The 11,897-nt window shown below is 47.8% G+C and carries 9 protein-coding genes; 4 read left to right on the top strand and 5 right to left on the bottom strand.

The window, feature by feature from the left end; translation table 11 throughout:
- Positions 1–11: 11 nt before the first annotated feature.
- From QUB04_RS16515 to QUB04_RS16500, 4 genes are all read right to left on the bottom strand, one after another.
- Complete coding sequence (locus QUB04_RS16515) at positions 12–1,589, bottom strand: polysaccharide biosynthesis/export family protein (RefSeq protein ID WP_333285906.1); 1,578 nt, start codon at positions 1,587–1,589, stop codon at positions 12–14.
- 128 nt (positions 1,590–1,717) lie between these two features.
- Complete coding sequence (locus QUB04_RS16510) at positions 1,718–2,428, bottom strand: cyanoexosortase B system-associated protein (protein WP_333285904.1); 711 nt, start codon at positions 2,426–2,428, stop codon at positions 1,718–1,720.
- Between the two features lie 8 nt (positions 2,429–2,436).
- Entirely contained in the window at positions 2,437–3,312 is an 876-nt protein-coding gene (crtB, locus tag QUB04_RS16505) for a cyanoexosortase B (protein WP_333285998.1), read from the bottom strand.
- 149 nt (positions 3,313–3,461) lie between these two features.
- On the bottom strand, positions 3,462–4,622 hold the full coding sequence (locus QUB04_RS16500) for a DegT/DnrJ/EryC1/StrS family aminotransferase (RefSeq protein WP_333285901.1): 1,161 nt from the start codon (positions 4,620–4,622) through the stop codon (positions 3,462–3,464).
- Positions 4,623–4,819: 197 nt separating this feature from the next.
- On the opposite strand from QUB04_RS16500, the gene QUB04_RS16495 reads away from it, so the two are divergent.
- The 3 genes from QUB04_RS16495 (at position 4,820) to QUB04_RS16485 (ending at position 7,868) form a co-directional block, all read left to right on the top strand.
- Positions 4,820–5,857 carry an NADP(H)-dependent aldo-keto reductase gene (locus tag QUB04_RS16495; RefSeq protein ID WP_333285899.1) on the top strand — a complete coding sequence of 346 codons (1,038 nt, stop codon included), beginning with the start codon at positions 4,820–4,822 and terminating at the stop codon, positions 5,855–5,857.
- Between the two features lie 461 nt (positions 5,858–6,318).
- On the top strand, positions 6,319–6,945 hold the full coding sequence (locus QUB04_RS16490; protein ID WP_333285897.1) for a COP23 domain-containing protein: 627 nt from the start codon (positions 6,319–6,321) through the stop codon (positions 6,943–6,945).
- A 20-nt stretch (positions 6,946–6,965) separates the two neighbouring features.
- Positions 6,966–7,868 (top strand): serine protease, encoded by a 903-nt coding sequence (locus tag QUB04_RS16485; RefSeq protein WP_333285894.1) that lies wholly within the window; start codon positions 6,966–6,968, stop codon positions 7,866–7,868.
- Between the two features lie 345 nt (positions 7,869–8,213).
- Here the strand turns inward: QUB04_RS16485 and QUB04_RS16480 are convergent, their stop codons facing one another.
- A complete protein-coding gene (locus tag QUB04_RS16480) occupies positions 8,214–10,421 on the bottom strand; it encodes a tetratricopeptide repeat protein (RefSeq protein WP_333285892.1) in 2,208 nt (735 codons plus the stop codon).
- Between the two features lie 251 nt (positions 10,422–10,672).
- Here QUB04_RS16480 and QUB04_RS16475 point away from each other — a divergent pair, with 251 nt between their 5' ends.
- Entirely contained in the window at positions 10,673–11,827 is a 1,155-nt protein-coding gene (locus QUB04_RS16475) for a COP23 domain-containing protein (protein ID WP_333285891.1), read from the top strand.
- Positions 11,828–11,897: the final 70 nt, after the last annotated feature.

The raw sequence follows: 11,897 nt of genomic DNA, 5'->3' as shown, positions 1-11,897 counted from the left end.
AAATAGTATGACTACCTATCATTACGTGACGGGCCGAACAAATCTGTTACCCCATTTCTCAACTGCTCAAAGAACAGAATAAATCCCAAAGTATCGCGAAATGGTCGAGTAAAAGTGTTGAGTACATAACCAATGCGCTCTACCAAATTCCTACCAATCACAATCACATCATTATCTTCGAGCATCGGGTTCTGAGAAATAGTACCCTCCAAAGCAGCTTTAGCATCTATCGAACGGTTGATTGTTCTACCTTGCTTTTCGTCGAACCGAATCAGGGCTATTTTCCGCAAGTCAGCAAGATTAACAGGCAAGTTGTTGAGAGCATCCAAAAACCTGCTGCCATTTTCAACGTAGAACGAGGTCAAACCACCACTAGCGTAACTCAAAACTCGAACGTAGATCCTGGGCTTAATCAGAGTAGACCGCGAAACCAGAGCTTTATCGTAGTCTAGGTTTTTGGTACTAGCATCCAATTCCGGGATGACAATCACATCTCCCGATGCCAAAGGAAAATCGAACAAATCGTTACCGTTTGCTAGGGGAGTGTAGAGGTCGATTGGTTCCTCCACCGACGAGCCGTCCATCAGCGTCCGCCGCACTCGCACCTCCCGCAAATCGGCTTTTCCCGTGACTCCCCCCGCAGTCACCAAAGCAGCCGAAATTCGACCAGAACCCGCCGGAAGCGTGTAAAAACCAGGTTTGCTGACTTCTCCGGTGACAGTGACTTGGACGGGGACAGCAGCAGCAGCGAGGCTGTACCTCGATGCTAAATCTTGATCGGATTTGCGATCGGGCGTAACCTGTTTATACGGTACGACGATCGCATCTCCATCTTCCAAACGCAAATCCGGCGGAGCAATACCAGTTTGCAACGGTGTCAAAATATCAACAACTTGCTCCGCGACATCACCGGACGGCAGAGTCCGCCGCACCCGCACCCCTCGCAGTTCCGCCGTAGGATTAGTCCCAGCAGCAGCCGCCAGAGCCGCAGGAAGCTGGGGGGTTTGCAGCGGATAAAAACCCGGTCTCGCCACCTCCCCCGTCACCGTAACCACTACGGGGCGCTGAACCAGCAAAGCAGCCGAGACTTGAGGATTTTTGATAAATTGGCCAAAACGCTCCCGGAGGCGCTGCTGTGATTCTTCGACAGTAAGACCGCGCACATTTACTGTTCCGATTAGTGGCAGTACAATTACCCCTTCAGGGCTGATGGCACCTGTAAAACCTAGCTCAGGGAAGCGCTGAACTTGAACAGAAATCTGGTCTCCTGGGCCCAGGCGGTAGGGCCGATTCCGAAAAGCTGGGTTAATATCCCGGTTGAAATTGGCAGGCGGCGGTGGCGGTAAACGCAATGGCGGTGGCGCCACGAGTCGCTCGTCTCTTGGAACAACAGATTGAGCTAAAGCCGTTTCCGAAAAATTTTTGCTATTAAAACCCCAGAATACAGCAGCAAAAGATAGAGTCCAAGCAGTTGAATACAGACCGGCCAAGGAAAAAGCGAGGCGATTTTTAATAGTGGATTTTTGCCGCATTTTCAGAGGATTTAAAAAAGTAATATTTTGAATAATGACCTGACTGGTAAGTTTCATCTAAATATAGCGAGGAGAAAAAACAATAAGATATTTTCGGGCGGGTTGAACCCAGATATTTACTAGAAAGCAGTTGATTGTGGCAAAATCCGCGCACCCCCTAGGCTGATTTATTTGCACCTACCTGCTTACTGAAAGCGAAAAGTTTCTGTAATTAATTTAGCCTGGACACTTTCGGCAAGAGATTCCAGCAATGGTTGAGCTATATTAATGTCGCCCTGCGGTTGAATGGGAAGGATGATACTGACAGCAACCCAAGAGGCGCGGCGGTTCGACAGTCTAGCAATGCTGTCTTCCCAAAACCAGCGGCTGGTTGTTGGAGAACCCCCGTTAGGCCAAGCGTACCACTGCACGACAGCAAAAGTTTGTTGGGGAGTCCAGCTTCGGAAAAACCGGGCCTCGACAGTAGGCGGTGGCTGGCCGGGTATTGGTGCTAATTTAACTGTAAACCTCAAAGTGCGATGAGAATCGGTTTGCCACCGGTGAAATCCATCGATATCTAGCCATTCCACTTGGGGCTGGTTTTTGGCGTAATTTTGAGGCAACAGCAATAAAAGGGCAATTGTTTGATCATTTTTAATTTCTTGAACTAACCATCTGTGAGCGCCAATTTGGACGTTATTCTGAACGGCTATAACCTGCCACCCAGGAATTTTTATCCCGTTTTGGCGCACACTTCTTAATTGCTTGAGGTTGGCAAGGGTTGGCGGATTTGTCCAAGGCCACCTTCCCGTCACGTAGCCGGGAATTGCTACTGCCCCAACTAATACCAGCAAAAACACCAGTACCATAATTTTAGATAATTGATACCGCCGCAGTAGTTTCTGTGCTGAAATCATCTGTTTCATTAATTGCCAGACTGACTTGGGAAATACTTTTCCATCCCGTTGAGGACAAGTACCAATAACCCTAGTATACAAGCAGAATACAAATCTCCGCCCCATCCGGCGTGTAGCCAAGTAAAAAGCGCCTCTCTGTCGGTTCCGTGAAAGTAAGTTAGCAAAGTATTGCGAAAAATGTTGGAAGTGATGCTAATAATGGATGTAATCACTAAAAACAAAAGGCTTTTTTTGCGAGAGTTCCAAACTCCCGTCCAATCCAGCAGAATTAAGCTGACGTAAAGACTGGTAAACAGCATTTTTAAGCCTGCACAGTGCGGAGCAACTTCTACAATGCGCTCGTTTACGTACAGATAAATTTCTTCCACTCTCACGTTGATACCAACCTTAATTAATATCCAGCCTGATGCTTCAGCAATGAATTGCTGCAACGGCAAGGCGTAGGGTTCTATGAGGTAAGGAATGTGGTTGGGCGAGGCAAGAAATACGAATAAAAGCGGCATCGCCTGCAATTGCAAGCCGGGAATTCCTTTTAAAGATAAGCAAATGCTGGCCAGCATTACGGGCAGGGATAAATTTACTAAATCGCTCAAGCGACTCAGATAAAAAAGCGTGGCTAGTACCAGCAAAAAGCCTCCCAAAGGATGCGGTGAGTTGGGTAAGCTGCGCCAGCACTTTCGGTTCATCCAAGCAATATAAGCTGCGTAGGGCAAACCAATTAGTCCGTGGCTGAAATATTCGTGTTCGATGCTGATGTTTTTGTTCAACCAGCCGTTGTACCAGTGTACTAGCAGGGGGGCGTACAGCAGCACTAGGAGCACCGTGATACCTTCCCCCAGGAGGTATCGCTTGAAAACAATGCGAATTTTGCGCTGGATGTGCATGGTTTGAGAAGTTTTAAGATTGCCGCGCTGGATTCGCAACGCTTTGGGGTTTTGAACTGTCAGTTAAAGATTTGTTAATTCCCCACAAAAACGCTTTGAGAACCGCACCCTACTGCTTGAAGCACCTGCAGCATTAGTTTGATGAACAATTAGCAATTCAATGATAGTACGATCGCCCGAACAACTTGCTCGATCTGAGTATTGCTCAATCCGGGATACATTGGCAATGATAAAATTTGTTGGCACAGGGTTTCTGCGTGGGGAAAGTCGCCCGGATTGCCTAAGTTTTGGTAGGCGGGTTGCAGGTGACAAGGTATGGGATAGTGTATACCTGTTTCAATGCCGTGTTGAGCGAGTTTTTCCTGAAGGGTGTTGCGGTCGATCCTCTTCGAGGGCTTCGCTAACGAGCTTTCCTCAGTAATTTGGATAACATAGAGGTGATAAATGTGACCGCTGCTGCTGTGGTTGGCGATCGGTACAATGCCTTTGTGTTTCAATGGTGCTAGTAAAGTATTGTAGTGTTGAGCAGCGTCGGTGCGATCGCGATTCCATTTTTCTAAGAAAGGCAATTTAACATTGAGCACGGCAGCTTGCAAATTGTCGAGGCGGCTGTTGCTGCCAATTTCTGTGTGCAAATATTTGCTGGGTGCTCCGTAATTGCGGAGAGTTCGCATTTTTTCTGCGAGCTCTGCATCATTAGTAATTAACATCCCGCCGTCGCCAAAAGAACCAAGGTTTTTGCTGGGATAAAAGCTGAATGCTGCTGCTTTACCAATGGAGCCCGCGCGGTATCCTTCTCTCTCGGCTAAGTGCGCTTGGGCGGCATCTTCAAATATGATTAAATCGTGGCGCTTCGCAAAATCTAAAAGCTGCCCAGGCGATACCATTTGACCGTAGAGGTGTACGGGGATAATTGCTTTAGTTTTCGAGGTAACTGCTGTTTCGGCTGCTGTGAGGTCAATCAGGGCGGTTTCCGGGTCACAATCTACAAGAATAGGTATAGCTTTGGCTTGGATCACGGCGATCGCGGTGGCGATAAAAGTGTTAGCGGGTATGATAATTTCGTCGCCCGGATTAATGCCGCAAGCTTGGAGTCCCAGAGCGATCGCATCTGTTCCGCAAGCCACTCCTACGCCGTATTTTACTCCAGAAGCTGCTGCAAATGCTGTTTCAAATTCGGCGAGGGCTTGGCCTAAAATAAAGTCTCCTTCCTGGATTATTTTTCCCATAGCTTCTGCTATTTGGGGTTGGATGGGTTGGTGTTGCAGGGAGAGATTTACAAAGGGAACTTTGGGCGGGCGGTTACTCATACATCAGAGGGATACGAATTATTTATATTAACATTTAGGTGCGGAGATATTTTAATTTTTTTTTACCGCAGAGGGCGCAGAGAGCGCAGAGGAAAAGAGGAAGAGAGGAGTAAGCCTCGCGCACTTTTCTGGAGTTGTCAATTAAATCTAGGTTTTTCTGTAATATAGAATCATATAATTTTCCAGCAAGCGAAATCATGGAATACAACAAACTCGGCGACAGCGATTTATCAGTATCTGAAATCTGTTTGGGTACGATGACTTATGGCCAGCAGAACACGGTTGCAGAAGCGGCCGAACAGCTCGATTTGGCGATCGATAGAGGAATCAACTTTATCGATACGGCAGAAATGTATCCTGTCCCTGGGAAGGCGGAAACTCAGGGGAAAACAGAGGAATATATCGGGGAATGGTTGGCGAAACAGCAGCGGGATAAGGTCATTATAGCGACTAAAGTGGCGGGCAGAAGCACTCGATTAAAGTGGATTCGGGAAGGGAAAAATCAGATCGATCGCCCAAATGTCGAAAAAGCCCTGAATGACAGCCTGAAGCGCTTGCAAACCGACTACATCGACCTCTATCAGATCCACTGGCCAGACCGCTACGTGCCCTTATTTGGCGCGCCGGATTACGACATCGCCCAAGAGCACGAAACAGTACCGATTTTGGAACAGTTAGAGGTGTTTGCTGACTTAATTAAAGCTGGAAAAATCCGCTATTTGGGTTTGAGTAACGAGACGCCTTGGGGAGTTTGCGAGTTTTGTACGTTGGCTGAAAAACACGGCTTGCCGAAAGTTGTTTCGATTCAGAATGCTTTCAGTTTGAGCAATCGGACATTCCACCTAAATTTAGCAGAAACTTGCCGCTTTAAGAATGTGGGATTGATGGCTTATAGTCCTTTGGGATTTGGGCTGTTAACGGGTAAATACTTGAAGGGAATTCCAGAAAATTCAAGGTTGGCGTTATTTGCGGGATTTGGTCAGCGTTACGATAAAACTAATCTGAATGATGCCGTGAAAGCGTATGTTGAGATTGCGGGGAAACATGGGATAAGTCCGGCGCAGATGGCTTTGGCGTATGTGCGATCGCGCTGGTTTGTAACTAGCACTATTATCGGTGCAACCAGCCTCGAACAGTTGGAGGAAAATATCGGTAGTTTGGATGTGAATTTAGATAAGCATATCATCGCGGAAATCGATGCGGTGCACGCTAAGTATCCGAATCCGACACCGTAAGATATATCGGCGGTTTAAACCGCTTCTTGTCACACAAAGTCCGCCTTCGCGGACTAAGAGATAGAGGGAGGATTTAAGCAACCGCAAACGATATGAGGGCGTGAGCCGGAGAGACCATCTGCCACGGGCTTTAGTCTACAGTTAAGGGGGAAAGTCAAGATTAGTTCAAATTCCCCGGAGATGATCTTGACTTTCCTCAGAGCGGTATGTTAGAAAAGATTAAATAGATCTAACTCAACACTTTAGACCAGATTCATCAAGTGCATCGCTGCTTTGAGGACTTGAAAAGTTAAGTGGCTGTATTAGCATAGCCTGCAGTTGGGAATCATGCTCTCTTTTCCGATCAAAGTTAGCTAAATTGCTGTTGGCAAGTTGTATAATCGCTGTTATTACTACAAGATAACTCAAAGAAAGTTTGAGTTCAATTAATTTTATCCAATAATCCAATAGGTTAACTCAAAATGACTAAATGGCAATCACTAACTGCTGCGGTGACATTGGGCACGATCGCGATCGGCACTGTCACCGCCTTCAATCAACCCAGTTATGCTCAAGGCACTACCTTCTTCTGTGGCGTAAGTAGCGACGGTATACCAACAACCTTTGCCAATACCAGGCGAGGAACAGTTCAAGTGGTGAAGTGGACTTCTGATTTTTTTACTGATTCAGGATACAGCCCAGAGCGCCGCTGCCAAGAAGTATCTAGTCGCTTTCAAAGGCACCATAGCAACGGCCAACTGAACTTCCTCACCGCTGGATATCTTAACGGCCAGCCAGCTATTTGTGCAGGAAATAGCAGCCCTCCATGCACTTCGGAAAAATTGCTTTTCACCCTCAAACCAGGGTCAGATGCAGCCGCTCGTATCCAACAGATATTTTATATTGGTACTGGTGCGTCTAACGCTCCCCTGCTTGAAAGTCGCGATTCATCTACCGTCAATTTGAAACAATTTCTCGAACAAGCGCCCGTCGTTCAAACCGCTGGTTCAGCTCCTAATCCCGATCTCAATTCTCAACCCGCCGTTGTTCCCACTCGCCCTCGGCCCAACGTTGAGCCGAGTAACGGTGGTGGCGGCATGTTTAATTGAAAATCACCGAGGAATGCAGCATGAATTTGCATAGCTGGCGGTATAAACTGCGTTTGAGCTATTTGTTAATCGCCTGTATTGGCTGTTGGTATACTCAACAGCCAGTACAGTCCTTACCTGTCAGCGAATCGCGCTTGATTGAGGTAAATGACCGGCGAGAAAACGCTCAAGAACTGACAGTAGCCCAAATCAAGAATGAGGCACGGGCGATCGCAGTTAAAGTCCTATCTGGATACGGTGCAGGTTCAGGAATATTGATTAAAAAGCAAGGCGAGACCTACACAATTCTTACCAACAATCATGTTTTAGCTGTTGGCGAAAGCCACCGCATTCAAACTCCTGATGGGAAAATATATCACGGTGAATTGCTCAAAAATCGCTCTTTTGACGGCAACGATCTAGTTCTATTGCAGTTCAGAAGTACGAGGGAATATTCAGTAGCGCGGTTAGCTTCATCACCTGTCGAAGTAGGAGATGAAGTCTTTGCTACCGGGTTTCCCGGTCAAGAGGGTTCTGAAAAAAGAGGGTTTGAATTTTTGTTAGGGACTGTTTCCCTTCTGTCTCCAAAAGCATTAGTTGGAGGGTATCAGATTGGCTATAGCAATCCTGTTGAAAAGGGAATGAGTGGCGGGCCGTTGCTCAATAGCAGGGGGGAAGTTGTGGGAATCAATGGAATGCACGCCTATCCTTTGTGGGGCGATCCTTATGTATTTAAAGATGGTTCTAAGCCGAATTTGCCAAGGGATTTAATGATCGAATCTAGTTGGGCAATTCCGATTGAGACATTTGTACAACTAGGCCATAAATCGGCAGGCGACACACCCAGAAGAACCCCTTATTCTCTCTCACCTCCAGTAATTTCTTATCCTCAACCGCAAGGTGAGTACGGAGATAGCGCCTCAGAAAATGGACTGTTGTGGTGAAAGCTAATTATTGCTCAATTAGCTATTCATCTCTTGTATCTTCTTGTATCTTAAATTGGCTATAAAATTGGCAGCCTCTCTCGCCTTGGACTTAGATTTTGTAGTTTGACCTCTGGTTTGAATGAGTGGGTTCGCACATTCGACTCAGAGGTCAATCGATTTTAGATTTTAGATTTTAGATTTTAGATTAAAGCATTGATCCCACGGATAAATACGTTCGGCAAGTTTCATCGGATACAGGTTTTTTATTTCTGGACGGATGAATCCGGGGGCTTTTATCCTGAATGCTTTGGGTCAGATAGATATTTTTAAGCTATCGTTCAGTGAGTTGTAATCGACATAATATCAGTTGATTTTCTGCCGCAACTTTTGCCGCTCCTCGATCGCCGCTTGAAAGTCAGGCTTCAGCCGAATTGCTTCGTCATAGGATTTTAGTGCTTCGTCATTCCGTTTTAAATTCTCTAGAACAGCCGCTCGGTTCGCCCAAACAAAGGGGTCATTTGGATCGATTTCTTTGGCTTGTTCAAAAGCAGCTAGCGCTTCCTCATTTCGGTTCAGCGCACTCAGCGAAATTCCCTTGCCAACTAGCGCTTGAGCATCTTTTGGTGCATAGCTGAGCGCTTTGTCAAAAGATTCGATTGCTTCTTTTTGTTGGTTATTTTGGCTGAAAGCTATGCCGCGATCGACCCAAGCCGGAGAGAAGCTTGACCGAATTTCTAGGGCTTTATCAAAGGATTTAATAGCTTGTACAAAATCTCCTTTTTCTGCTAGTAACGTTCCTCGGTTGTGCAGCGTCAAATAATCTGCCGGGCGGATGTCCAGGGCTTTGTTATAAGCTTGTAGCGCTTCATCTGCCTTGCCTGTAACCCGCAGTGCATTGCCTTTGAGTACCTGTGCCGGATAGAAGTCCGGGTTAACTTTCAGCGCTTTTTCTGCCGATTCGAGTACATTGTTGAATCGCCCCAACTTGCTGAGCACAGCACCCCGTTCGACCCAGCCTTTCAAATTATTAGGGTTCGCTTTAAGCTGTTCGTCGTAAGTTCCCACTGCCTCCTCATAAATTTTGAGCGCTTCTGGCCGCCGATTCAAATACTCTAAGGCGATACCTTTGCTGTACCAAACTGAGGGGGACTGAGGCTTAATTTCCCGCGCTTTGTCAAAGGCAGTAAGAGCATCTTCGTAGCGCTTCAAGCCAATGAAAGCCCTGCCTTTGCCATACCACGCTTCGGGGTCGTTATCAGCAGCTTTGAGCGCTTGCTCGTGAGTATCTAGCGCTTCTTGGTAGCGCTGCAATTCATAAAGCGTTTCGCCTTTTTTGTTTAATGTTTTGGCATCGTTCGGCTGGAGTTGCAGCGCTTTGTCATAGGCACTGAGGGATCTTTCATACCGAGCTAGAGCTAGGAGCGCATCTCCCCTGCCCTTCCAAGCTTGGGGGTCATTCGGTTTGCTGTCAATGAGTTTCTGAAAAGTGTCTAAGGCTTTTTCTGGTTGGTATTTATCTAGCTGTTGCTTAGCTTGTTGCAAGTAGAAATTGGGTTCGTAGAGCTTCCACCCGCCCAATAACGCAGCAGTAACGACACCTGCGATCGCCACTAAGTGCCAGGGTTTAAAAGCAAACCCCTTAGTTGGGGCGATCGGCGCAGGTGCTGGAGTCGGAGCGGGGCGGAGCGCTGTTTGCCTCGCCTGAGTTGGCCGCGCCTGGGTTTCCCGCGCCTGGGTTTCCCGCATTTGCGTGGGCTGGTTGAATTCCCCTACCATCGCCTCTAAGTCGCCCAGCACATCCTCAACGCTCTGGTAGCGGTGCTGAAAGTCCAAGCGCACCATTTTATCCAAAATCGCTGCCAGCTCGTCGCTCACCTGCACCTGCTCCCGCCAGTTGTGCAAATTAATCTGCAAATCCCTTATGTCTTTTCCCGTCAAAGCTTTAATTGCTGTGACGCCCAAGGCGTAGATATCGCTGTTCAGGCGGGGATGGCCGTTTTGTTGTTCCGGAGGCGTATAGCCATAAGTGCTGACGGCAACAGTTTGAGCGTTGGTATCGAGCGCTGGCCGGTTGGAACTGTTAATGAGTTTGACAACGCCAAAGTCAATCAGGGCTAAGTTTCCGTCTCGCTTACGCCGGATGATGTTGGACGGTTTAATGTCTCGGTGGATAACGTTGTGGCTATGGACGTACTGAAGGACTGACAGGATATCTTGCAACAGGGCGATCGCCTGCGGTTCCCTGAAACGCTGCAAACGCTGGATTTCTTCGCCTAGCGTCTCGCCTTCATAATACTCCTCAACCAAATAAAATTCTTCATTTTCTTCAAAGTGGGCAAACAGGCGCGGTATCTGGTCGTGGCCTTGCCCTAACTTGTGCAGAGTTGTCGCTTCTCGGTCAAATAGGCGCCGCGCTGTGGCTAAGTCGGCAGTTTGAGGCTTGAGCTGTTTGACGACGCATTGGGGGGTTCCCGGTAACTGCGTGTCAACAGCCAGATAAGCCTCACCGAAGCCCCCGCCTCCCAACCGCCTGATAATTTTGTAGCGTCCACCTACTATTGTCCCCTGCATGGTGTTTGACCTAAGCGAGTTTCTATTGGATATTGAGCATTTAGTCCAGAGCGCCAGAGGTGTACTTTGGCAGCAAGGATAACTTTTGGTGTCCCCTTGCCATCTATTACCTACTAAAGATATTATATGAGATAGAACCTGTCAAAAAACTCCACAATTTGCCACTAATGGCACATTAATGAGAGAAATTAAAGCCATACAGTCAGGCAAGGCTTTATCAAAGTTTAATGTATTAAACGGAGAATATATTTATGAATAGGCTAAAGCGTACAGGCAGGGTTAACAGGTTAGCAGTCATTGTCGGACTCGCAGGGGCGATCGCACTCGATAGTTTCTCAGCCGCATTGGCCCAGCGGTTTTACCCATATTATCGCTTTTTCAACCGGGGCGCTTCCTACGAATCACAAGATAGTCCCACTTTAGTTGAGGGGCTAAGCAAAAACCGCAATCTAAAAACTTTTACTGCTGTCTTGCAGAAAGCTAACTTAATGCCCCTGCTGTCAGGAAATAATCAGCTTACCATTCTCGCACCGACAGAGGAAGCGTTTGCTGCCTTGCCGCCAGGGATGTTGGAAAAATTATTGCGGCCAGAAAACCGAGAACTGCTGCAAAGAATTGTCAGGTATCACGTCATTCCTGGCGAAATCAGTGAGAGCGACCTCCTAAGTGGAGAACTCAAAACCCTAGACAGCACGACAGTAAAAGTTAGTCCTAGCTCTAGCGCCACTCAACTAATTCTCAACGACGCTACTGCTAGAGAATTGCCAGTGCTAGCAAAAAATGGGGTGATTGTCAGGATTGACAGGGTACTCCTGCCGCCGGGCCTGATTCCCCTGGGCGCGACTTCCAGCAGCCCGCCGATCGACCCAGAACAAACTGTTGTGACGCTGCCCGCCCCAGTACAACGGACAAGCTTTATTTGCGCTTCTGGCGCTAACGGTTTGCCCACAACTTATGCTGTCACAGCGCGAGGCCAAGTTCCTGTGATCCGCTGGTTCTCTGACTATTTCAGCTCAGGAGGGTTCACCCCGGAAAAACGCTGCCAGGAGGTTTCTGCACGCTTCCAGAATTTTTACAACTCCGGGCAACTCAACTTCATCACCAGCGGTTACGTGAACGGGCAAGCGGTGGTGTGCGCGGTACAGGCTAGCGGGCGTCCCTGTAGTGGCGCTAATGTACTATTTACCCTCAAACCGGGGTCGAATGCTGGGGAAACGGTACAGCGCTTGTTCAACGTCCGCGCTGGCGCGAGCGGCCCTCTCTATGAAAGCCAAGACGAACCCAGCGCTGTTTACATTGACTTCAAGCAATTCCTCAATAGCACGGTGGTTGAAGGTGTTGGTGCTGCAGCCAGTCCCGACGCTCCTGCCCCCAACGCCTCGCCGGCTGGCGGTTTAGTTTGGTAGCAGGGAAGGGATTGGCACAGAAGCTTAGAGGTAAGGGAGAGAGCAGAAGTTTTAAGTTTCCTTCTGCTCT

The organism is Microcoleus sp. D2_18a_B4 (assembly GCF_036702475.1).
Classification (GTDB): Bacteria; Cyanobacteriota; Cyanobacteriia; order Cyanobacteriales; family Microcoleaceae; genus Microcoleus.
This window is presented reverse-complemented; position numbering and strand designations above follow the sequence as displayed.

What these genes read in the sequence shown, in the direction of transcription:
- QUB04_RS16515 (WP_333285906.1), bottom strand. Translation starts at nt 1,589, where the DNA reads ATGAAACTTACCAGTCAGGTCATTATTCAAAATATTACTTTTTTAAAT.
- QUB04_RS16475 (WP_333285891.1), top strand. Translation starts at nt 10,673, where the DNA reads ATGAATAGGCTAAAGCGTACAGGCAGGGTTAACAGGTTAGCAGTCATT.
- QUB04_RS16495 (WP_333285899.1), top strand. Translation starts at nt 4,820, where the DNA reads ATGGAATACAACAAACTCGGCGACAGCGATTTATCAGTATCTGAAATC.
- QUB04_RS16490 (WP_333285897.1), top strand. Translation starts at nt 6,319, where the DNA reads ATGACTAAATGGCAATCACTAACTGCTGCGGTGACATTGGGCACGATC.
- QUB04_RS16480 (WP_333285892.1), bottom strand. Translation starts at nt 10,421, where the DNA reads ATGCAGGGGACAATAGTAGGTGGACGCTACAAAATTATCAGGCGGTTG.
- crtB (WP_333285998.1), bottom strand. Translation starts at nt 3,312, where the DNA reads ATGCACATCCAGCGCAAAATTCGCATTGTTTTCAAGCGATACCTCCTG.
- QUB04_RS16510 (WP_333285904.1), bottom strand. Translation starts at nt 2,428, where the DNA reads ATGATTTCAGCACAGAAACTACTGCGGCGGTATCAATTATCTAAAATT.
- QUB04_RS16485 (WP_333285894.1), top strand. Translation starts at nt 6,966, where the DNA reads ATGAATTTGCATAGCTGGCGGTATAAACTGCGTTTGAGCTATTTGTTA.
- QUB04_RS16500 (WP_333285901.1), bottom strand. Translation starts at nt 4,622, where the DNA reads ATGAGTAACCGCCCGCCCAAAGTTCCCTTTGTAAATCTCTCCCTGCAA.